The organism is Geminicoccus sp. (assembly GCF_036263595.1).
Taxonomy (GTDB): domain Bacteria; phylum Pseudomonadota; class Alphaproteobacteria; order Geminicoccales; family Geminicoccaceae; genus Geminicoccus.
This window is the reverse complement of record NZ_DATAGQ010000201.1, coordinates 45,498-66,864: the sequence shown is the minus strand read 5'-3', so window position 1 is coordinate 66,864 and position 21,367 is coordinate 45,498. Positions and strand designations below refer to the sequence as shown.

Sequence of the window (21,367 nt, the reverse complement as noted above, 5' to 3'; positions counted from 1 at the left end):
AAAGCCGAAACGGATCGAGGGCGCTGTCGTGCCTTGCCGGTGCAAATCAAGTCGGTGGCCGGGCAATGAAGCCACGCCGTCGCGTCGACCACAGATGGGCGACGATGGCGATGATCCCAACCACCCCCGCGAGCGGCGCTGCCCAGGCCCCAGGCCCGTCCATCGCCAGCAGCGTGGCGCCGGCCACCATGCACCACAGTAGTGGGACGACGAGCGCGATCCGGGCAATCCGGCCGCCCAAGGGCACCAGCACTCCCAGCGTCACGATCGCGGTCGGATCAGGCATGATTCCGAAGATCGCGACCTGTTTCCAGCCGCGCTCGCCCGACAGCAACTCCAGGAGCGGCAGGGCGAACAATCCCGCCAGGGTCAGGACGATCCCCGTGCCGACGAGCCATGGCTCGCTGCTCCGCTCCCTGCTCAGGAAAGCGGCTGCGAGCAGCAAGGCTCCCTCCGCCGCGAAGGCAAGGCCGGCATAGGATGCCGCCCAGTTGATGGTCGCATAGCGCTGGCCGAACCAGGCCCAGGCGATCCAGAGCCAGCAAAGGCCGAGCAGACCGAGGCCAGCCAGCCTGACGGCGCGTAGCTGGAGCACCAGGATTACGACGCCTGCTGCAACGGCTGCCAGCTGTGCCGGCCAGATCGAAAGGTTGTAGAGCTCGATCAGGCGGACATAGGTGCGGGGCGAGAAGAGGAGGAAATCCGAAAGGCCATAGGTCCACCATTCGGACATCAAAGATCCTCGACGTGGGCCACCATCCGCGCCCGCATGGTGGCATCCGGCAACGGCCCCTGCGCGGCGGCGAGGTTCTCCCGGACATGCTCGACCTTCGTGGTAGCGGGAATGGCACAGGTGACCGCGGGATGGGAGATGATGAACTTCAGCAGGAACTGCGCCCAGGTCGCACAGCCGATCTCGCCGGCGAAGTCCGGCAGCGGATAGTCCTCGACCTCCTGGACGAGATCGCCCTGCCTGAACGGGCGGTTGACGATCACGCCGATGCCGCGCTCCTGCGCCAGCGGGAGGATCGTCTCCTCCACCTCGCGGTCGAGGATGTTGTAGGTCAGCTGGACGAAGTCGAGCGGCCGGGTGCGCATGACCTCCACGAACTCACGGTGGCGGCGGCCCTCCGACGTCGTGATGCCGACATAGCGGAGGCGGCCATCGGCTTTCATCGCCTCCAGCGTGTCGAGATGGCCTTCCCAGCTCACCAGGTTGTGGACCTGCAGGAGGTCGAAGCGCTCGACGCCCCAATGAGCCCGCGATTCCTCGATCTGCGCCGGGCCTGAATCGACCGAGGAGATCCAGACCTTGTCGGCGGACAAGAGCTGCGGCGGCCGGCCGAGCTTGTCCAGGCCATAGCCAATCACTGGTTGTGCGGAACCGTACATCGGCGACGAATCGATCAGGCGTCCGCCGGCTGCGAAGAAGGCTTCCATCACCTCGGCGCATTCATCCCGCAGGACGATGTCGTCACCGACATTGAAGGTGATCCAGCTCCCAAGGCCCACCATGGGCACCGGCTCGCCGGACGAGGGGATCGTGCGCGTCGCGACCGGCAGTTCCTGGGCGAGGCCCGGCGCGGCACCGATCAGCGATCCCGCCGCAAGACCCGCGGCTCCGGCCAAGGCCTCGCGGCGACTGCAGCCCTTTCCTTTCCTAGGCGGCATGCCAGATCCTCCTGCTAGGACGCCGGCTGGTGCACCGGGCGCGGTACAGAGCGGAACTTGATGCCGTCGAAGCGGTGGTCAAGCCTTGATGCACAGCCCTGCAGCACCGCACGGTGGCACGCCTGTGGAGCTTTCCCGCTCCCGTGCTGCAGCTAGTCCCTGCGGAATCAGGAAACTGATCAAGAGAGCGGTTGCATGTTGTAGATACAGCATTAGAAATAGTAATGGCGGCGTCAAAGATATCTCAAGGCAACTGGAGGTAACGATGGTCAACTGCTTGCACGTCTTCAGCGAGCAGCAGGATCGTCGGCTCCAGCCGGGAAGAACATGCTGGTACTGATCGTCGAAGATGAACTTCTCATCGGGCTGGCTTTGGAACTGGGCGTGCGGGAGGCGGGGCACGAGGTGCTGGGACCTGCCGACAATGTGGAAGGCGCGCTCGCCATGGTGGACCACATTGTCCCCGATCTCGCTGATCGACATCGACCTGCGCGAAGGCGGCGACGGGACGATCCTGGCCCGGGCGCTGCACGAGCGCCACCGGGTCCCGGTCCTGTTCCTGAGCGCGCAGGTGGCCCAGGCACGGGCTCATCGCGCCGCCGCCTGGGGCCTGATCGCCAAGCCCTACGAGGTTTCGGATGTCGTCCGCTCGGTCGCGTTCATCGACGACCTGACCGCCGAGCGGCGGCCGGCGAGGGTTCCGGCGCGCCTGGAATTCTGGCGGTCGCTCGATGGTGTCGGGGAAGGCTGAGTCTCAGAACGTGACGCCTACCTGCTCGCCCGTATGCTTCGGCCGCTCGCCGGTCGTCACCGCCTTCACATAGCCGTAAGCGTGCAGCATCGTGCTCGACGGTGCATCCCAGTATTCAGCCATCGTCACGTCGACCTTGATGAGAGCGATGGCCGGGTCGCTGGGGCCCTTGGGGAACCAGACGCGCAGCGATTCGCCCCATAGTTCCTTCACCTTGTCCGGGTCGTGCAGGATCTGCGCCTTGCCGGTGATGGAAACGTAGTTCTGCTTGCGCTCGTCAGAGTAGGTGACGGCGACATCCGGTACCTTCTGGATGTCCTGGACCATCTCGGCATGGTTGTCGGTGAAGAACCACAAGTACCCGTCGAACTCGGCTTCCACCGTTCCCATCGGCCGGCTGTGCATGGCGCCATCCGCGTGACGCGTAGTCAGCATGGCGATGCGGCAATCCTTGATCAGCCCGACGAGCTTTTCCTTCGCGGCCTTGTCGTTCCTGATTTCCATGCGGTGCTCTCCTTGCGGCTAGACCGTAGCAACGACGGCCGGCGGACGTAGTTCCGCACCCGCACCCTGCAGTTCTGTAGCCGTCGCTCCGGTTCACCTTGCGGGTGTGACCTGCAGCACATCTCGGCTTGGTGTTTTGAGGAACAATGAGAAGGTCGAAGAAAGTGCTCTTCGGTGGCCAAGGAGGAAGCAGATGCAAGTCGGTGCGATGTTCTCGATGCTCGCCGGGCGCCGTGCGCTCCGGCCGGACCTGGGGCTGGCCTGGCTGGTCCGGCTCGTCGCGGGCTCGATCAGGCTGTGGGTCCAGGAGCGGGATATGCGGCGCACGATCATCGAGCTGAGGAGGGCGGACGATTTCCTCCTGCTCGACCTCGGGATCCGCCACGACCAGATCGAGGAAGCCGTGCGCCATGGCCGGTTCGACCTGGAACCTTGCCGCCGGTCGCGGTCCCGCCGCTGATGGGCAGGTTGCCTTCGGCTTGCTTTGGCCGGAACGTGGGCCCTTGAACGACGCCGCGAAGGGGCAGACGATGACCGATGGCGTGACGATCCTCGATGGCGGCATGGGGCGCGAGCTCATGCGGATGGGCGCGCCGTTCCGCCAGCCGGAATGGTCGACACTGGCGCTGCTTGAGGCCCCATCCTTCGTCAGCCGGGCGCATCAAGCCTATGTCGATGCCGGCGCAACGGTCATCACCACCAACAGCTATGCCATCGTGCCCTTCCATCTCGGGGAGCCGCGCTTTGCCGCAAACGGCCGCGAACTGGCCGACCTTGCCGGCTCGCTGGCGCGACGGGTGGCCGGGCAAGGCAATGTGCGGGTGGCGGGATCGCTACCGCCGCCGCTGGGCTCCTATCGCCCGGACCTGTTCGAGCCTGTCGAGGCCAGCCGGATCCTCCGGCCGCTGATCGATGGCCTGGCGCTGCATGTGGACCTCTGGCTGGCGGAAACGCAGAGTTCGATCCGGGAAGTGGAGACGGTCCGGGCGATGCTCGGCGACGACCGCCGGCCGCTCTGGCTGTCGTTCACGCTGGCCGAGGAACTGGCCGATGGACGCGCCCGCCTGCGTTCGGGCGAAGAGGTCCGGAAGGCCGCCGCCAGGGCGGTGGACCTGGGAGCTGCGGCCATCCTCTTCAATTGCAGCCCGCCCGAGGTGATGGAGGCAGCGATCCTGGAGGCGCGCGAAGCGGTGCCGGCGGGCCAGACGCTGGGCGTCTATGCCAATGCCTTCGTCCCGCGTGCCAGAAAAGCCGCCAACGAGGGCTTGAGCGGCCTTAGGGACGATACCGGACCGGATGCCTACCTCGACTGCGCCCGGCAGTGGGTGGGGGCTGGCGCATCCATTGTCGGCGGGTGCTGCGGGATCGGTCCGGAGCACATCGGGGCGCTGGCTGCCGGTCTGGCGCGCTCTCAGGCGTAGCGGGAAAGCTGGAGGTCAGCCGTATCGATGTCCGGGCGGCGTCCGGACATCTGGTCGGCGATCACCCGGGCCGAGCCGCAGGCCATCGTCCAGCCGAGCGTGCCGTGACCGGTGTTCAGCCACAGATTGTCGTAGCGGACCTTGCCGATGACCGGCGGGCCATCCGGCGTCATCGGCCGCAGCCCGCACCAGAACTGAGCGTTGGCATAGTCGCCGCCGCGCGGGAACAGGTCGCCCACGGAATTGACCAGGGTCGCCTGGCGGCCCGCGCGCAGGGCCAGGTCGAACCCGGCCACCTCGGCCGTGCCGCCGACCCGGATGCGATCGCCCAGGCGGGTGATGGCGACCTTGTAGGTCTCGTCCATGACGGTCGATTCGGGCGCACCCGCCGGATCGGTGATCGGGACGGTGATGGAGTAGCCCTTGACCGGAAAGACCGGGATGTCGACGCCGTGCGGGCGCATCAGGAGCGGCGAATAGCTGCCAAGCGCCACCACAAAGGCGTCGCCGGCGATGCTTCCTTCCAGCGTGCGCACGGCCGAGACACGCTCGCCGTCCGCCTCGATCGCCTCGATCCTGCTGCCGTAGCGGAAGACGACGCCCTGGTCCGCCGCCATGGCCGCGAGCTTGCAAGTGAAGAGGTGACAGTCGCCGGTCTCGTCGCCCGGCAGCCGCAGCCCGCCCACGAACCTGCCGCGGACATGCGCCAGGGCCGGCTCGGCGCGGATGCAGCCCTCCGCGTCCAGCACCTCGAAGGGCACGCCGCCTTGCCTGAGCACCGCGACGTCCTCGCCGATGTCGTCGAGCTGCTGCTGGGTGCGGAAGAGCTGAAGCGTGCCCTGCGAGCGCTCGTCATAGGCGATGCCGGTATCGGCACGCAGCTGGACGAGGACGTCGCGGCTGTATTCGGCCAGGCGCACCATCCGGCTCTTGTTCAGCATGTAGCGCTTCTGCGTGCAGTTGCGCAGCATCTGAGCGATCCAGCGCCACATGGCGAGATCGAGCTTCGGCCGAACCACGAGCGGGCCGTGCTTCATCAGCATCCACTTGATTGCCTTGACCGGCACGTGCGGCCCGGCCCAGGGCGTGGAATAGCCAGGCGAGACCTCGCCCGCGTTCGCGAAGCTGGTCTCCAGCGCCGCACCCGGCTGGCGCTCGAGCACTTCCACCTCATGGCCGGCCTGCGCCAGCCACCAGGCCGTCGTCACCCCGATCACGCCGCCACCCAGGACGATCACCCGCACCGGACCTCGCTCCACCCGTCATGATGCACCGCAGCAATTGTCGGATCGCGTGCGACCTTCCGCAAGGGTGGGGAATGCGCATGGCGGAAAAGCGCCTTTGCATGGCAGGCGGATGCCAGGACCTGCCCGACGTGCTAGCCGGGAGGAAGTCCGCCGCCGTTCTTGGGATTGATCGACGTGGCCCAACGCCCGCTCCGCCTGCTCGTCGTCGAAGGGAACACGACCGAGACCTGCGACCGCATCCGCAAGATCACCGGCAAGACCTTGTCGGACGCGTATGGCGACGTCCTGCTGCGCTATGCGCCCGAGGCGACCGTGGATGTCTGCTTTCCCGCGTTCGCGGGTGCGAACCTGCCCGATCCGGCCGGTCTGGAGAGCTATGACGGGATCGCGATCACCGGCTCTGCCCTGAACGTCTACGATCGCGGGCCCACCATCGACCCGCAGATCGAGCTTGCCCGGGCCATCTATCGCGCGAAGGTGCCGTTCTTCGGGTCCTGCTGGGGACTGCAGGTGGCGTCGGTGGCGGCAGGCGGGGAGGTGCGCCGGAACTCCAAGGGGCGCGAACTCGGGATCGCCCGCAAGATCACGCTCACCGGGTTCGGCAGCAGCCACAAGCTGCATGCCGGACGGCCGGTGATCTTCGATGCGCCCTGCGTTCATCTCGACGAGGTCGGGATCAACCCGGAGGGGCTGACGGTCACCGCGTACAACGACGTCTCGGACGTCCAGGCCGGCGAGATCCGCCACGAGGGAGGGTTGTTCTGGGGCGTGCAGTACCATCCCGAGTTCAGCCTGCTCGACCTGGCGGGCGTGCTCATGCGCTACGGCCCCGTGCTCTGGAACGAGGGGTTCTTCCCGGGCGAGGGAGAGGCCGCCGGTTTCATCGAGGACCTGAGGGCGCTGCATGCCGATCCGGTCGGGCGTTGGGACCTTGCTTGGCGCTACGGGATCGGCCGGGAGATCCTGGACACCGATCTCCGTCAGACCGAGATCGCCAACTGGGTCGAGCATCATGTCCGCCCAATGCAGTCCCTGCGCGGGCGGGCCTGAAGGGCTTTGCCGTCACTTCGCCAGTTGCGGCTCGGCTACCGGGCGCTCGTGCTGGCGCCGCCACATTTGCGCATAGAGCCCCCCCAGCGCCAGCAGCGTGCCATGGTCGCCGCGCTCGACGACCTTGCCGTGCTCCAGCACCAGGATCTCGTCCGAATCCACGACCGTCGAGAGCCGATGCGCGATCACGAGGGTGGTCCGGCCGGCTGCAACACGGTGCAGCGCCTCCTGCAGGGCCTGCTCGGTACGGCTGTCGAGCGCCGAGGTGGCCTCGTCCAGGATGAGGATCGGCGGGTCCTTGAGCATGACGCGGGCCATCGCGACCCGCTGCTTCTCGCCGCCCGACAGCTTCAGGCCGCGCTCGCCCACCACCGTGTCGTAGCCGTCCGGCAGCTTCATGATGAAGTCGTGGATCTGGGCGGTCCTGGCAGCCGCGACGATGTCCTCCATCGGCGCGTCCGGCCTCGCATAGGCAATGTTGATGCGGATCGTGTCGTTGAAGAGCACCGTGTCCTGCGGGACGACGCCAATCGACTGGCGAAGCGAGCGCTGCTGCAGCTCGCGCACGTCCTGCCCGTCAATCGTCACGCTGCCGGTGGTCACGTCGTAGAAGCGGAACAGGAGGCGGACGACCGTGGACTTGCCTGCACCGGACGGGCCCACGATCGCCAGTTTCTTGCCAGGTGGGATCGTAAAGGACAGGCCGTCCAGGATCGGGCGGCGGGGATCGTAGGCGAAGCTCACGTCCTGGAAGCGCACCTCGCCGCCGTTCAGGGCCAGTGGCCGGGCGGTCGGGTGGTCGGCCACTTCCGGCCTCAGCTCGGACAGGCCGGCCAGGTTCTCCAGGTCGGTCAGCGACTGCTTCAGCTCGCGGTAGAGCACGCCCAGGAAGTTGAGGGGCAGGTAGAGCTGGAGGATGAAGGCGTTGATCAGGACGACGTCGCCGACGGTAGCCTCGCCGGCCACCACGCGCGAGGCCGACAGCGCCATCAGGGCGGTGACGCCGATCGCGATGATCGCTGCCTGCCCGGTGTTCAGGATCGAGAGCGAGGTCTGCGACTTGACCGCCGCGTTCTCGTACTGGGCCATGGCCTGGTCGAGGCGACGGGTCTCGTGCTCCTCGGCCGTGAACGCCTTCACCATCTCGTAGTTGATCAGGCCGTCGGTAGCCTGGCCTGCGAACAGGTTGTCCAGCCTGTTCATTTCGCGACGGTACTTGGTCCGCCAGTTGGTCGTCCAGATCGTGAAAGTGGCGTACACGGCGATCGTCACGAAGACCGCGAATGCCCAGGTCCAGGGATAGAGCTTGAGCAGGATGCCCAGCACCAGGATCAGCTCCACGACCACCGGGGCCATCGCGAACAGGGCGGTCGTCAGGAGGAAGCTGATCGCCTTCACACCGCGCTCGACCGAGCGGCTGAGCTCGCCGCTGCGCCGTTCCAGGTGGTAGCGCAGCGACAGGTCGAAGAGGTGGCGGTAGACGCCGATCGCGACCCGCCGGCCAGCTCGCTCGCCCACCCGTGCGAAGATCGCACCGCGCAGTTCCTGGAACAGGGCGGCACCCAGCCTAGCCGCGCCGTAGGCCAGGAGGGCCGCGACCGGCAGGGTGATCATCAGGTCGTTCGGCAGGCTCAGCGCGTCGACGATGCGCTTGAGGAAGAACGGGACCTGGATGTTCAGGAGCTTGCCGGCGACCATGACGACCGTCGCCAGCACGACGCGCGTGCGCAGGCCCGGCTCGTTCTTCGGCCAAAGGAAGGGCACAAGAAAGGCCAGGAGGCGCTTCAGCTCGGCCCCGGCAGGCCGCGGTTGATTCTGATCGACCATCCGTTCCCCGTCGCCCGATCCGGCCCAGCGATGGCGGACGGCTCTACCAGCCGGCTGGTTACGACGGGTTTTGGAGCGGGTCTAGAGAAACTCAGGCCAGATCGAGTTCGACGGCGACGGGCTGGTGGTCGGACATGTCGCCGTCCAGGATGCGGCAGGAGCGCACGAGGGGTGCCAGGCCGGCACTGACCAGCACGTAGTCGAGGCGACGCTGGCCCTTGGCTGGGTCGTCCCACCAGGTCCGTCCTTCCTCCTCCGCATGACCGGTGAGCGTCCAGCTGTCGGCGAAGCCGTCGAGGTGTGGCATCCGGCCGTAATGGACGTCCACGGAGCCGACCAGCCGCGTGTACGCCTCGTCGTGTGGCTGCAGGTTGAAGTCGCCCACCAACACCATGTCGTGCGGAACCGGCGGGGCCTGGATCTCCTCCGCCCACCAGGGATCGCTGCCCCGCACACCGTGCTCGACGCCGCCGGACAAGGGGCCCTCGCGGTAGAGCTTCAGCAGCGCCTCGGCCTGCTCGACCCGGAGATCAGGCTGGGCGTGGTCCAGATGGGTCGAGCAGAAACGGACGTGCCGGCCGGACGGCAGGGCTATCACCGTGTCGAGCGCGATCCGCGTGCCCGTCGGCTGGCTCATCAGCGCCCGGCGCGGCAGGCTGACCGGGTTGGCGGACAGGATGGGGAAGCGGGAGAAGACGGCGTTGCCGAACTGGCGGCGGACGGCGCCCTTCGGCCCGGGGCCGATCTGCTTGAGGATGTCCATGGCAGGCGCGAACACGTGATAGTGGTCGGGCAGCAGCTCCGCCATGCGCGCTACCTGGTCCATGTCGCCGGTACGGCGCCAGTAGCGTTCGATCTCCTGGACACCGATGATGTCGAACGTGCGAAGGAGGTCGGCCTGCCGTTCCAGGTCGACCCTGTCGTCGCGGCCGCGGCCGTATTGGATATTCCAGGTGACGAGCGAGATCATACGTGCGGGTCCAGGGTGAACAGGTTCTGCGGCCGGTTGACGCCGCGCAGGGCGTAGCGGCCGAGTGAGACCAGACGATGACGCTCGGTCACGGCGGCGTCGTGAAGTCCTGGCTCAGGATCACCGACTGATCGAGACTTCGGGACAGGGCAGCGATCCGCGCGGCCTGGTTCACGGCCTGTCCAAGCACGGTGAAGTCCATCCGGGTGTTGCTGCCGAAATTGCCGTACACCAGCTCGCCATGGTGCAGGGCGATATACACGCCGGTCGTAGGGGCGCCTTGGGCCGCGCGGTCGACGTTGAGGGCCGCCACGGCCGCCTTCACGGCCACCACCGTGCTCAGCGCCTGGCTGGCGGCATCCCTTCCGCCGTCAGTGGGAAACACCGCGAGGATGCCGTCACCGATGAACTTCAGCACGTTGCCGCCGTGGCGGGCGACCTCGTCGGATACGACGGACGCATAGTCGTTCAGCAGGGCGAGCACGCTCTGCGGCGGCATCTCATCCGTAATTTTCGTGAAGTCGGCGAGGTCGGAATACCAGATGACCGCCTCGATCGGGTGGGCATTGCCGCGGACCACGTTGCCGGCGAGAATTTTGTCTGCGGCGTCCGTGCCGAGATAGACGCCCAGCAAGGTCCTGGCCGTGGTGACGGCGGTCGCCGCGTGGAGGATCAGTACCAGGATGTTCATCAGCTTCTGCAGCGCCTCGATCGCGGCCTCGTCCAGCCGGAAGGAGCCGCCATGGCCGATCGAGAAGTACATGCTGTTGTCCTCGGCGATCTGCAGGACGCCCCCGATCTTCGCCGTGAACAGCACGTACTCGGTGATGCCTTCCTCCCTCAGCTCGGACATCATCGGGAACTGGTCGCTTTCGGCGGAATCCACCGAGAGCTGAAGGACGCTGCCGCCGGTCTCCACCAGATGGTAAATGGGGCTGCGCAGCCAGCTCTCGTCGGAATCCCAGTCGAAGCGCCGCTCCAGGCTGGTTGCGACGAGCCCGGCATGTGGCCGCCAGCGCCAGCCCCTGGCCTCGATGGTCGGATGCAGCAGCTCACCGCCGGCCGCGATGCGCAGCACCGGGATGCCCATCTCGTTCAGCCGCGTTCCCACGATGGAAATGAAGTCGCCGGGGTCGGCGAAATCCGCGGCGTGCGCCAACAGCTCGCTGCAGAGCGACGCGATCTCGGCAGCGCAGTCCGGACAGGTTTCAGTAGGGGCCACGGCCGTGCAGCTCCACGCCGGAGAGGAGGGAGATGAGGTGGGCCAGACCGAGCACGATGCCGATGATCCCCAGGCCCAGCCAGAAAATCCCCGGTACCAGTGGCACCGACGTGAAGGACAGCGGCCGGCGGTCGCGCCAGATGCCGAGGACCGTCAGCACGAGCGATGCGGCGAGCCAGCCGATGGTCCAGGGCAAGGTCATGTTGTCCAGTTCGGGGAACAGTGGCGGCAGGTCAAGGGGGGAGCGAGGAACCTCCTCATCCAGGCGCGATTTGGCTAGCGCCGACAGGCTCGGCCCGGCTTCTTCCCGAGAGTGCATGCATGGATCTTCCCGTCACGGAAGCAGCCGCCGGCCCGGCCGGTGCTGCGCCGGACCCGCAGTCACGAAGCCTGCCCGACGTGCATCGCAGCGTGGCGGTGCCCAACGCGGGTGGCTTCCTGCGCAAGCTCATGGCGTTCCTGGGGCCAGGCTATCTCGTGGCCGTGGGCTACATGGACCCCGGCAACTGGGCGACGGCCCTCGCGGGCGGGTCGGCGTTCGGCTACACGCTGCTCTCGGTAGCCCTCCTGTCGTCGCTGATGGCGATCCTGCTGCAGGCAATCTGCACCCGGGTCGGCATCGCCACCGGGCGCGACCTGGCACAGCTCTGCCGGGAGCGCTTTCCGCAGGCCGTCAACCTGCCGCTCTGGCTGCTCGCGGAAGGGGCCATCTGCGCCACTGACCTTGCCGAGCTGATCGGCACCGCCATCGCGCTGGAACTCCTGTTCGGGATCCCGCTCCTCTATGGCGTGGTGCTGACCGCGCTGGACGCCTTCCTGATCCTGTGGCTGCAGCATAAGGGCGTGCGCTGGCTGGAGGCGCTCATCTTCGGGCTGATCACGCTGATCGTGGGCTGCTTCGCCGTGCAGATCGCGCTGGCGGACCCGGTCTGGAGCGACGTGCTACGCGGCTATGTGCCCTCGGCGACGATCCTGACGGACCGGACACAGCTCTATGTCGCGATGGGCATCATCGGCGCTACGGTGATGCCGCACAATCTCTACCTGCACACGGCCCTGGTCCAGTCGCGCCGGATAGGCAGCGATCTGGGCTCGAAGCGGGAGGCGATCCGCTTCGCGTCGCTCGACAGCTCGATCGCGCTCACCCTGGCGCTCCTGATCAACTCGTCGATCCTGATCACGGCGGCTGCCACCTTCCATGCGGCCGGGCGCACGGAGATCGCGGAGATCCAGGAAGCCTATCAGGTGATGGCGCCGCTGCTCGGCAGCAGCCTCGCCGCGACGCTGTTCGCCGTGGCGCTGCTACTCTGCGGGATCAACTCGACAGTGACGGCGACGCTGGCCGGGCAGGTCGTCATGGAGGGCTTCCTCCGCTTCCGCCTGTCGCCCGTCCTGCAGCGCCTGACCACCCGCCTCGTCGCGATCGTCCCTGCCGTGATCGTTACCTGGGTCTATGGCGAGAGCGGCACGGCGCAACTGCTCGTGCTGAGCCAGGTGATCCTGTCGCTGCAGCTGCCGTTCGCGGTGGTGCCGCTCATGATGGTCGCGTCCGACCGCGGCAGGATGGGGCCGCTGCGGGCGCCGGGCTGGCAGGTGGCGCTGGGTTGGGCAATCGCAGCGCTGATCATCGGGCTGAACCTGAAGCTGATCGTGGACTTCATTACCGGCGGGTGAGGCCGGAGGTCACCCTTCGCGCCAGGCCGACACGAACGCCCGCGCGCGCAGGCCCACCTCGGAAGCACTCAGGCCCGGCTTGTAGAGGGCAGAGCCCAGGCCGAAGCCGTTGGCGCCGGCGGCGCGATAGCTGGCCATGGTACTGGGCTCGATGCCGCCGACCGGGAACAGGGGCATCGACTTCGGCAGAACCGCTCGCATCGCCTTGACCACGGCGGGCGGGATCATCTCGGCGGGAAACAGCTTCAGGCCGTCCGTCCCGGCATCGATGGCGGCGAAGGCCTCGGTGGGCGTCGCGATGCCTGGCAGCGTGAGGAGGCCGCGCTGCTTGGCGGCACGGATCAGGGCCGGATCGCCGTGCGGGGTCACCATCAGCCGTCCGCCGGCCTTCACCAGGGCATCCAGGTCGGCCTCGGTGCGCATCGTGCCGGCACCGATCAGCACGTCGTCGCCAAAGCGCCGGACCAGGGCGGCGATGCTCTGGAAGGGCTCGGGCGAGTTGAGCGGCACCTCGAGGATGGCGAAGCCGGCCTCGACCAGCGCCTCGCCGATCGGCAGGATCTCGTCGGGCCGGACGCCGCGCAGGATGGCGACGAGCGGCAGGCGGTCGGTGAAGGCGGCAAGCGTGGTCACGGGCGGTTCTCCGCGAGGAGGCCGGCCAGCCGGGCCAGGTGGAACTGGCCCTTAAAAGCGGCATCGGGATCGGACGGTCGGGTGGGAATGCCGAGCTGGGCGGCCGCACGGGCATAGCGGTCGGCAAGGGTGGCGCCGCCTACCAATGTGAGGTCCGTCGGAGGAGGCCCGAACTCGTCCTTCGCTTCCACCAGCTCCGTGCCGATCAGGAGGCCGGACAGCCAGGACGTGCCGGCTTCCCTGGACAACTCGCCGAACAGGGCCAGGGCGCGGGCGCCGAACAGCCGGCGCAGCAGACCGCCGCCGGTACCATCCGCCGCCCGCCGGACGCCGGCCGCGAAGGCATCCGCATCGAATATGTCGGGCTCGGCGGTACCTGCCATGGTATGCCGGAAGATGGTGTGCTCGCGCAGGACGGCGAACAGCTCGCCCGTCATGTAGCTGGCAAAGCCGTTGATCCGGCCGTCCGCCTCCTGGACCCATTTGGAGTGAGTGCCGGGCAGCACGAACAGGCCGCTGTCCTTGCCATCGGCCAGGCAGCCCAGGATCTGAGTCTCCTCCCCGCGCATCACGTCCGGCACGCCTGCGGCATTGCGGGTCGACATGCCCGGCACGATGCGCAGGCTGGTCCCGTCGGCTGCCTGGATGGTCAGGAGATTGGCGGCGATGTCCTCGGCACTGCCGGGGCAGTGCACATAGGGCGCTTCCCGCCAGCCGGTGCGCGCACCGACCATGCCCGAGGCGATCACCGGCAGGTCCGGTGCCGCTTGGTGCCAGCGCCCCACCGCCTGGGCGAAGGCCGCCTCGAAGCCGCCCTCGGGAAGATGAGTGATGCCGTGACCGGATGCGTAGCGGTCCCGGATCGTGCCGTCGGCGTCCATCAGCGCCGCGCGGAGCGAGCTGGTGCCCCAGTCCAGGCCGATCAGTGCCGCCAATGCCGTCCTCCCCTTGTCCTTGCCGACCGCGCGCGGACGCTAGACCCTTGCCGATGGCCACGGAAGCGCCGAAGCGCCACCGCAACGCCGCCGTCACCGAACCGGTCCAGGTTCCGGCCGGCGCACAAGCAGAGGAACACGGTATGACCAACGTGGTGGCGGTAGGGCTCACGACCCACGGGCGGGAGGGCCGGCCTGCGAGCCTTCGGTCGGAGCTGGAAGGCATCGTCGCGGCCGGGGCTGATGCCGCCGAGATCGCGCTCTATGACCTGGACGTCGTGGCCGGCGGCCGGATCGTGGAGCGGCGCTTTTGCGAGGTGCTGGAGATCGCGCGGCGCTTCCCGCTTCGCTACACGGTGCACGGGCCGATCGCCTCGAACCCCTGGGACGTCCGCCATGCGGAGATCCAGGAGGCGGCCACGCTGGCCTACCTGGAGATGACCGCCCGGCTGGGGGCGGGGGTCTATGTGCAGCACTCCGGCCGCACGGTGCATGTGACGGGGCGCGAGCTGGAAGCGCTGCGGGCGCGCGAGCGGGACTATCTTGCCCGGATGGGCGACATTGCCGGGCGGCACGGTTTTCGGATCGTCGTCGAGAACCTGTTCGGCGAGCGGCCCGGCGACCTCGTGCAGCTGCCCCACGAGGTGGCCGAGCAGGTCGAGCGCCTGGCCCACCCGCAGGTGGCGGTGCTCATTGACTTCAGCCACGCCTTCCTGGAAGCCAGCCGGCGCGGGGTCGATCCGTGGTCGTCCTGCCGGCAGGCGGCACCGCTCACCAACCACCTGCACCTCCATGACAGCTTCGGGCGGCCGCTGACGCTGCATGGCCATACCCGCTCGGAGACGGTTGCCTTCGGCATGGGCGACCTTCATTTGCCGCTCGGCTGGGGCGCCATCCCATGGGAGGAAGTTCTCGACGGCCTGACCTTCCTGCAGGGCACCATCGCCAATATCGAGCTGCCCGGACGCTACGAGGACGAGGCGGTGGCCTGCGTCGAGCGGGCGCGCCGGCTCGTCGGGCTGGAAAAATGAACGGACGCAACGGCTTCTTGGGTTCGTTCATGCAGTTTCGTGGCGGTGTGGGCGAGCCATCGTTCCTCCGGCGGCAAGGCCGTGACCAACAAGTCTAGCATGGTTGCGGCGGCGTGATCGTTGGATTCGGACGCGGTTGGCGTCTGCGTTGAATCCGCGCGGTCGTTGGGCAAGGTTGCCGCTCAAGGGCAGCAAGCGAGCAAGACCGATGAGCCAGAAAGCGCCAACCCCGATCGCCATGCTGGCATCGTCTGCGCCGCCTCGAACTAGGCCTTCGACCTATCCTGAGCCCTTCTTCAGCCGCATGGCCAAACGGGAGAAACGACCGCTCGGCGACCTGTTCGGGCTCAGGAATTTCGGCGTGAACCTGACCCGGCTCGCACCTGGCGGCGAATCGGCGCTGTTGCACCGGCACAGCAGGCAGGACGAGTTCATCTATGTGCTCGAAGGGGAACCGACCCTGGTCACGGACACCGAGGAGGTGCCGCTGGCGCCCGGCATGTGCGCCGGGTTCCCGGCGCAGGGCATCGCGCATCAACTGGTGAACAGGACCGACCGGGACGTCGTCTACCTGGAGGTCGGCGATCGCACGGCCGGCGACGAGGGAAGCTATCCGCGCGACGACCTGAAGGCCTCGCTCGGACCCGACGGGAAATGGATCTACACGCACAAGGATGGCCGGCCCTACTGATTGCCCACGCCCGCTTGCGGGACCCGAGGGCGCCGGGCGATCCTGGCGGATGCGCTCAGAGGCCCTCGTCGGGGATGTTCAGCAGGTTGCCGCAGGCCTTGCAGTGGACGGCATCCGGGTCGTGGCGCTGGAGGCCGCAATGGGTGCAGCGGAAGCGCACCTTGTGCGGGCGGAACAGGACCTGGGCCAGGCGCAGGAACAGGGTCACGCCGCAGATCATGATGAAGACCGAGATCATGCGCCCGAGCGTGCCCGGCAGCGTGATGTCGCCAAAGCCCGTGGTGGTAAGCGAGGTGACCGTGAAATAGAGGGCATCCACGTAGTTGTGGATGTCCGGGTTGTTCGGGAACTGCGTCCAGTACACGATCCCGGTCATCACGAAGATGAAGACCAGGAGGTTGACCACGGCGAGGATGGCCTCCTCGTTCTGCCGGAAGAACGGCAGGTCGGCCCGCAGGCGCTTGAGGAAGGCGTAGGTGTGCAGCAGGCGCAGCGTGCGCAGGACCCGCAGGAAGCCGCCGCCTTCGCCGACGATGGGACCCAGAAAGGAGATGAGGGCTACCATGTCCGCCAGCGTCGAGAGGCGGACGAGGTCGCGCAGCTTGGTGCGGCTGATCAGGAGGCGGGCGGCAAAATCCGCCAGCAGGGCGACCCCGAAGAAGACGTCGATGACCTCGATCAGCGTGACGCGCGGCATGAACGACGTGGCGATGATGAACACGATCGTCGTCAGGTCGAACACGAACAGCCCGTAGCGGAAGCGGTGGGCCTGGTATGAGTTGCCCTCGTAGAGCGCCCGGAGGGTCCGGATGAAGTCGTTGTTGGGCTGCGCTGACTGGCTGATCATCGAACCTCAGGCACTCGACCAGGCGAGGCAGCCGGCGGGAAGTAGGCCGGTGCCTACGAGAAGGGCACCATGAGCGTACAGCGCCGACGCCCGGCCGCCCACTCCCATCTCCACGGCCCAAAGCTGCCCTGTCGGGTCGCTCCAGACCGGCCGCGCATCCACCGCGGCCAGGGCGCCGAACGCGTCGCTGCCGCTCATGCCCGGCCGGAACAGGACCATGACCGTGTCGGTCCCGGGAGGCGGCAGCGCCGCGACCGGCCCGGCCACCAACACGGCGGCCGCCAAGGCTGCCGGCGCCAGCGAGCGGTGCTGCCGCCCCCGGCCGTTGCCGCCTCCGCCACGCCGGTCCAGCAGGATGCCGGCCAGGATGGGCACCAACCCGAATACCAGCGCCCAGCCGAGATCCCAGGCCAACGGAACAGGCGAGTCCATGCGGATGCGATGGATGCCGAGGATCCAGTGGGACAGGACGGCGTCCAGGACATGCCAGACGCCAAACCCGATCAGCGCCACCGCGAGGAGCGTCCTGCCCGATCCCGGCTCGGCGAAGGCCCGGCGGCTGCGCCACAACAACCACAGCCCGACGGCAGCCACGGCATACATCAGCACATGGAACAGGCCGTCCGCCAGGATCTGCACGCGGATGTCGCGGAAGGTCGAACTGTCCAGCGCGCTCAGCAGGTGGTGCCATTGCAGGACCTGATGGAGCAGGATCCCGTCGAAGAAGCCACTCAGCGAGAAGCCCAGCAGGTACCCGGCCCAATGGAGACGGCTGGGCAGGATCTGGGATCGCGCAGGCGCAGGACGGGAGGTCATGGTACCGGATCTTCGCTTCGTCGCTGATCGGATGGCTCGAAATGCAACCGCCAGCCAGAGCCCATCGTTCCTGCCGGCACCGACCCGGGATCGCCCGGTGGTTCCGCCGGGTCCCGAATGCCTCTAGCTTCGTCGGGCCGCACACGACGCGAGAACGCGATGCCGCCCGACCTGCCCCCGGTGATCCGCACGATCGCCATGCCGGCCGACACCAACCCGGCCGGCGACATCTTCGGCGGCTGGCTGATGGCGCACATGGACTTGGCCGCGGGCAGCCTCGCGACCAGGCGGGCGCGCGGCCGCACGGCCACCGTCGCGGTCGAGGCGATGAGCTTCATCAGCCCGGTGCTGGTGGGCGACGAGGTCAGCTTCTACGGCGAGATCGTGGCGACGGGCCGCACGTCGCTGAAGGTCCATATCGAAGCCTGGCGCAGGCCGCGTGCGGACGACGAGGCGGTCATGGTGACCGAGGCGACGTTCACCTTCGTCTCGATCGGCGAGGACCGGCGGCCGCGCTTGCTTCCGCCGGCGCAGAACGGTCCTGCGACGGGCTGACCGTCAGGGACGGGGCCCGGGCTTGCGGCCCCAGCTCTGCACGACCCGGGCGATCGAGACGAGCGTCGCCGGGTCGCCTGCCATGCGGCGCAGCTCGTCGACGATGGCATCGATCCGGGCATGGTCGGCCAAGCCCGCGGCCAGCACGGCATCGGCAATGGTTTCCATGGTCATCGCGGAGACGAGCTTCATCTCGCCCTGCAGGCCGACCGGCTGGGCGACCTGCGCCTGCACGTCGACCAGGCCCGCCGCCTGGAGCAGGCCCGGCAGCTTCGGGCCGATCTCCGGATCGGCCCCGCGGGCCCGGCCGGTGCGCAGATAGAGGTCGACGAACGCGTCGTGCGCCCAGGACGGTGGATGCACCACATGGCCGGAGATCTGGATGTCCTCCAGGACGACGAGCCCGCCCGGCCTGGCATGGGCCACGAGCTGGCCGAGAACCGCCTCCGGTGCTGGCAGGTGGCTGAGGAGGAACCGGGCATAGACGAGGTCGGCGGCGGGCAGGCTGGACAGGTCCTCGCGGACGTCGCCCACCTGGAACTGGAGGTTGTGAAGGCCGAAGGCGGCCGATTCCTCCCGGGCGATCTCGACCTTGACCGGGTCGAAGTCGATGCCCGTCACCTTGCCGGCGGGGCCGACCAGCCGTGCCAGCTCGGTGGTGACGTCGCCGCCACCGCAGCCGACGTCGAGGCAATCCATGCCGCCATGCACGCCCGCCCGCGCCAGGAGCGCCAGCGTGGCCGGACGCATCACCCGCGCCAGCAGCCGCAGCCGCTCCCGTCCGGGCAGGCCGCCGCGAATGATGTACGAGCCGGCTTCCATGCTGCCACCGATCTGCTGCGCAACGTCCGGATGGGCCCGGCGCAGGAGTGATTGTACCAGAGCGCCGGTGAGAATACGACGTGGCACACCGGATGGCGCCGCGGTGCCTCCGATCCCTGCGACAGAAGATCCTTTCTGCACGAAATTTCATGGGACTACCGCAACTGCGAACCATCTTTCCGCTCGAACCTGCATGATGCCTGGACCGATCCGGCCTGATGTGGCTGACGGCGGCGTGCACCTGGAGTTCGGAGATGCTTGAACAATTCGATGCCCTGTTGCTGGCCCGAATCCAGTTCGCGTTCACGGTCTCCTTCCACTTCATCTTCCCGGCCTTCTCCATCGGCCTGGCCAGCTATCTGGCGGTGCTGGAGGGGCTGTGGCTGTGGACCGGGCGGGAGGTCTATCTCCGGCTGTTCAAGTACTGGCTGAAGATCTTCGCCCTGGCGTTCGGCATGGGCGTCGTGTCCGGCATCGTCATGTCCTACCAGTTCGGCACGAACTGGTCGGTGTTCTCGGACAAGGTCGGGCCGGTGCTGGGCCCGGTCATGGCGTACGAGGTGCTCACCGCCTTCTTCCTTGAGGCCGGTTTCCTGGGCGTCATGCTGTTCGGCATGAACCGGGTCGGCAAGGGCCTGCACTACACGGCGACGCTGGCCGTGGCGTTCGGCACGTTCTTCTCGGCCTTCTGGATCCTCTCGGCGAACAGCTGGATGCACACGCCCGGCGGCTACAGCATCAACGATGTCGGGCAATTCGTACCGGAGGACTGGTGGGCGATCGTGTTCAACGCGTCGTTCCCCTACCGTCTCGTCCACACGGTGCTGGCGGCCTACCTGACCACCGCCCTGGTCGTGGGCGCGGTGGGCGCGTTCCACCTGCTGCGCGACAAGATCAACGAGGGCGCCAGGGTCATGTTCACCATGGCGATGGGCATGATCGCGGTGGTGGCACCGATCCAGATCTTCGCAGGCGATGCGCATGGCCTGAACACGCTGGAGCACCAGCCCGCCAAGGTCATGGCGATGGAGGGCCATTTCCAGAGCTCCGAGGGCGGCGCGCCGCTGATCCTGTTCGGCCTGCCGGACGAGGAAGCGGGCGAGGTGCATTACGAGGTCGCGATCCCGAAGCTGTCGTCCCTGATCCTGAAGCACGACCTCAACGCGCCGCTGGCGGGCCTCGACACGGTTCCGCGGGACCAGTGGCCGCCGGTGGAGATCGTGTTCTGGTCGTTCCGCATCATGGTGGGGCTGGGCTTCTTGATGCTGACCCTGGGCCTGCTCAGCGTGTTCGCCTTCTTCAAGGGACAGCTCTATCACTGGCGGCCGCTCCATCGCTTCGCGATGGCGATGGGACCCGCCGGCTTCGTGGCGGTGATCGCGGGCTGGGTGACCACGGAGGTCGGCCGGCAGCCCTTCACCGTGTACGGCCTGCTGCGGACGGCTGATTCGGTGGCGCCGCTGGAAGCACCGGCCGTGGCGACCTCGCTCCTGATGTTCGTGATCGTCTACTTCGTCGTGTTCTCGGCCGGCACGCTCTACATCCTCAAGCTGATGAGCCATCCGCCCGTCGCTGGTGAATCGGGGCCGGAAGACGTCCAGAACCGCCCGGAGCGCGCGGCCGGCATCACGCCGGCACCGGGGCTCTCGCCACCGCGGATGATGGGCGCCAGGACCGGGGAGGCCGGGGCATGAGCTTCGATATCGATCTCACCACCGTCTGGGCGTTCCTGATCGCGTTCGCGGTGTTCGCCTATGTCGTCATGGACGGGTTCGACCTGGGCATCGGGATCCTGTTCCCGATGTTCAAGCCCGGCCTGGAGCGCGACAGCGCCATCAACACCGTGGCACCCGTCTGGGATGGCAACGAGACCTGGCTGATCCTGGGCGGCGGCGGGCTGATGGCAGCCTTCCCGCTGGCCTATGCGATCATCCTGCCGGCCCTCTACGCGCCGATCATCGCCATGCTGCTGGCGCTGATCTTCCGCGGCGTGGCCTTCGAGTTCCGCTGGCGCGACCCCGGCCATCGCCGCTGGTGGGACATCGGCTTCACCACCGGTTCCGTCGTCGCGGCCCTGGCGCAGGGGATCACGCTGGGCGCGCTGCTGCAGGGTATCACCGTCGAGGGTCGCTCCTATGCGGGCGGCTGGTGGGATTGGCTGACGCCGTTCACCGTCCTGGTCGGGGTCAGCCTGGTCGTGGGCTACGCGCTGCTGGGATCGACCTGGCTGATCATGAAGACCGAAGGGCAACTCCAGGATCATTGCTTCCGGTTCGCGCGGATCCTGGGGCCGGCCATGATCGGCTGCATCGTGCTGGTCAGCCTGGCCACGCCGTTCCTCAGCGAGGCCTACTACCAGCGCTGGTTCACCTTCCCGCAGGTGCTGTTCGCGGCCCAGGTGCCGATCCTGGTGGCGGTGGCTTCGGTGCTGTTCTTCATCGGCATCCGGCGACGCTGGGAGCACCTGCCGTTCCTGCTCACGCTCGCCATGTTCGCGCTGGGGCTGATCGGCCTTGGCGTCAGCATGTTCCCCTATGTGATACCCGGTGCCATCACGATCTGGGACGCGGCATCCCCTGAGAAGAGCCAGCGCTTCATGCTGGTCGGCGCCTCGGTCCTGATCCCGGTCATCCTGGCCTACACGGCCTATTCCTACTGGGTGTTCAGGGGGAAGACCGGGCACGAGGGCTATCATTGAGC

23 protein-coding genes are annotated in these 21,367 nt (G+C 67.7%); 10 read left to right on the top strand and 13 right to left on the bottom strand.

Annotated elements, in window-relative coordinates:
- Positions 1–46: 46 nt before the first annotated feature.
- Both VHL31_RS22265 and VHL31_RS22260 read right to left on the bottom strand, forming a co-directional pair.
- Positions 47–733: a DUF6064 family protein gene (locus tag VHL31_RS22265; RefSeq protein ID WP_329663441.1), complete on the bottom strand. Its 687-nt coding sequence runs from the start codon at positions 731–733 to the stop codon at positions 47–49.
- Positions 733–1,671 (bottom strand): aldo/keto reductase, encoded by a 939-nt coding sequence (locus tag VHL31_RS22260; RefSeq protein WP_329663440.1) that lies wholly within the window; start codon positions 1,669–1,671, stop codon positions 733–735. Before VHL31_RS22260 ends, VHL31_RS22265 begins: the two co-directional genes overlap by 1 nt.
- Positions 1,672–2,128: 457 nt before the next feature.
- Here VHL31_RS22260 and VHL31_RS22255 point away from each other — a divergent pair, with 457 nt between their 5' ends.
- Positions 2,129–2,422 (top strand): hypothetical protein, encoded by a 294-nt coding sequence (locus VHL31_RS22255; RefSeq protein WP_329663439.1) that lies wholly within the window; start codon positions 2,129–2,131, stop codon positions 2,420–2,422.
- 3 nt (positions 2,423–2,425) lie between these two features.
- Here VHL31_RS22255 and VHL31_RS22250 read toward each other — a convergent pair whose 3' ends face one another.
- The gene (locus tag VHL31_RS22250) at positions 2,426–2,926 is read right to left on the bottom strand and encodes a pyridoxamine 5'-phosphate oxidase family protein (protein WP_329663438.1); all 501 of its coding nucleotides are present in this window, start codon (positions 2,924–2,926) and stop codon (positions 2,426–2,428) included.
- Positions 2,927–3,119: 193 nt separating this feature from the next.
- On the opposite strand from VHL31_RS22250, the gene VHL31_RS22245 reads away from it, so the two are divergent.
- Positions 3,120–3,386 (top strand): hypothetical protein, encoded by a 267-nt coding sequence (locus VHL31_RS22245; protein ID WP_329663437.1) that lies wholly within the window; start codon positions 3,120–3,122, stop codon positions 3,384–3,386.
- Between the two features lie 70 nt (positions 3,387–3,456).
- A complete protein-coding gene (locus VHL31_RS22240; protein ID WP_349262525.1) occupies positions 3,457–4,347 on the top strand; it encodes a homocysteine S-methyltransferase family protein in 891 nt (296 codons plus the stop codon).
- On the opposite strand, the gene VHL31_RS22235 is transcribed toward VHL31_RS22240, so the two are convergent.
- Complete coding sequence (locus VHL31_RS22235; RefSeq protein WP_329663435.1) at positions 4,338–5,591, bottom strand: D-amino acid dehydrogenase; 1,254 nt, start codon at positions 5,589–5,591, stop codon at positions 4,338–4,340. The genes VHL31_RS22240 and VHL31_RS22235 overlap by 10 nt on opposite strands.
- Before the next feature lie 177 nt (positions 5,592–5,768).
- Between VHL31_RS22235 and VHL31_RS22230 the strand changes: the two genes are divergently transcribed.
- On the top strand, positions 5,769–6,644 hold the full coding sequence (locus VHL31_RS22230; RefSeq protein WP_329663434.1) for a type 1 glutamine amidotransferase: 876 nt from the start codon (positions 5,769–5,771) through the stop codon (positions 6,642–6,644).
- Positions 6,645–6,656: 12 nt separating this feature from the next.
- Here the strand turns inward: VHL31_RS22230 and VHL31_RS22225 are convergent, their stop codons facing one another.
- From VHL31_RS22225 to VHL31_RS22210, 4 genes are all read right to left on the bottom strand, one after another.
- A complete protein-coding gene (locus VHL31_RS22225; protein WP_329663433.1) occupies positions 6,657–8,471 on the bottom strand; it encodes an ABC transporter ATP-binding protein/permease in 1,815 nt (604 codons plus the stop codon).
- A gap of 91 nt (positions 8,472–8,562) precedes the next feature.
- A complete protein-coding gene (locus VHL31_RS22220) occupies positions 8,563–9,441 on the bottom strand; it encodes an endonuclease/exonuclease/phosphatase family protein (protein WP_329663432.1) in 879 nt (292 codons plus the stop codon).
- A gap of 88 nt (positions 9,442–9,529) precedes the next feature.
- Positions 9,530–10,663, bottom strand: a complete 1,134-nt coding sequence (locus VHL31_RS22215) for an adenylate/guanylate cyclase domain-containing protein (RefSeq protein WP_329663431.1) — start codon at positions 10,661–10,663, stop codon at positions 9,530–9,532.
- On the bottom strand, positions 10,650–10,982 hold the full coding sequence (locus tag VHL31_RS22210) for a hypothetical protein (RefSeq protein ID WP_329663430.1): 333 nt from the start codon (positions 10,980–10,982) through the stop codon (positions 10,650–10,652). Before VHL31_RS22210 ends, VHL31_RS22215 begins: the two co-directional genes overlap by 14 nt.
- A gap of 2 nt (positions 10,983–10,984) precedes the next feature.
- Here VHL31_RS22210 and VHL31_RS22205 point away from each other — a divergent pair, with 2 nt between their 5' ends.
- On the top strand, positions 10,985–12,337 hold the full coding sequence (locus tag VHL31_RS22205) for an Nramp family divalent metal transporter (protein WP_329663429.1): 1,353 nt from the start codon (positions 10,985–10,987) through the stop codon (positions 12,335–12,337).
- Positions 12,338–12,346: 9 nt separating this feature from the next.
- Here the strand turns inward: VHL31_RS22205 and VHL31_RS22200 are convergent, their stop codons facing one another.
- Entirely contained in the window at positions 12,347–12,970 is a 624-nt protein-coding gene (locus tag VHL31_RS22200) for a 2-dehydro-3-deoxy-6-phosphogalactonate aldolase (protein ID WP_329663428.1), read from the bottom strand.
- Positions 12,967–13,905, bottom strand: coding sequence for a 2-dehydro-3-deoxygalactonokinase (locus tag VHL31_RS22195; RefSeq protein WP_329663427.1), 939 nt, complete (start codon positions 13,903–13,905; stop codon positions 12,967–12,969). Before VHL31_RS22195 ends, VHL31_RS22200 begins: the two co-directional genes overlap by 4 nt.
- A gap of 143 nt (positions 13,906–14,048) precedes the next feature.
- Here VHL31_RS22195 and VHL31_RS22190 point away from each other — a divergent pair, with 143 nt between their 5' ends.
- Together VHL31_RS22190 and VHL31_RS22185 are read left to right on the top strand one after the other, a co-directional pair.
- Positions 14,049–14,936 carry a sugar phosphate isomerase/epimerase family protein gene (locus VHL31_RS22190; protein ID WP_329663426.1) on the top strand — a complete coding sequence of 296 codons (888 nt, stop codon included), beginning with the start codon at positions 14,049–14,051 and terminating at the stop codon, positions 14,934–14,936.
- A 208-nt stretch (positions 14,937–15,144) separates the two neighbouring features.
- Positions 15,145–15,627 carry a cupin domain-containing protein gene (locus VHL31_RS22185; RefSeq protein ID WP_349262523.1) on the top strand — a complete coding sequence of 161 codons (483 nt, stop codon included), beginning with the start codon at positions 15,145–15,147 and terminating at the stop codon, positions 15,625–15,627.
- 55 nt (positions 15,628–15,682) lie between these two features.
- On the opposite strand, the gene VHL31_RS22180 is transcribed toward VHL31_RS22185, so the two are convergent.
- A complete protein-coding gene (locus tag VHL31_RS22180; RefSeq protein WP_329663424.1) occupies positions 15,683–16,474 on the bottom strand; it encodes a potassium channel family protein in 792 nt (263 codons plus the stop codon).
- 6 nt (positions 16,475–16,480) lie between these two features.
- The gene (locus tag VHL31_RS22175) at positions 16,481–17,290 is read right to left on the bottom strand and encodes a DUF2243 domain-containing protein (protein WP_329663423.1); all 810 of its coding nucleotides are present in this window, start codon (positions 17,288–17,290) and stop codon (positions 16,481–16,483) included.
- Positions 17,291–17,449: 159 nt separating this feature from the next.
- Between VHL31_RS22175 and VHL31_RS22170 the strand changes: the two genes are divergently transcribed.
- A complete protein-coding gene (locus tag VHL31_RS22170; protein ID WP_329663422.1) occupies positions 17,450–17,845 on the top strand; it encodes an acyl-CoA thioesterase in 396 nt (131 codons plus the stop codon).
- Positions 17,846–17,848: 3 nt separating this feature from the next.
- On the opposite strand, the gene VHL31_RS22165 is transcribed toward VHL31_RS22170, so the two are convergent.
- Positions 17,849–18,754: a methyltransferase domain-containing protein gene (locus VHL31_RS22165; RefSeq protein ID WP_329663421.1), complete on the bottom strand. Its 906-nt coding sequence runs from the start codon at positions 18,752–18,754 to the stop codon at positions 17,849–17,851.
- A 167-nt stretch (positions 18,755–18,921) separates the two neighbouring features.
- On the opposite strand from VHL31_RS22165, the gene VHL31_RS22160 reads away from it, so the two are divergent.
- Together VHL31_RS22160 and cydB are read left to right on the top strand one after the other, a co-directional pair.
- Entirely contained in the window at positions 18,922–20,361 is a 1,440-nt protein-coding gene (locus VHL31_RS22160) for a cytochrome ubiquinol oxidase subunit I (RefSeq protein ID WP_329663420.1), read from the top strand.
- A complete protein-coding gene (gene cydB / locus VHL31_RS22155; RefSeq protein ID WP_329663419.1) occupies positions 20,358–21,365 on the top strand; it encodes a cytochrome d ubiquinol oxidase subunit II in 1,008 nt (335 codons plus the stop codon). The genes VHL31_RS22160 and cydB overlap by 4 nt, the downstream gene beginning before the upstream one ends.
- Positions 21,366–21,367: the final 2 nt, after the last annotated feature.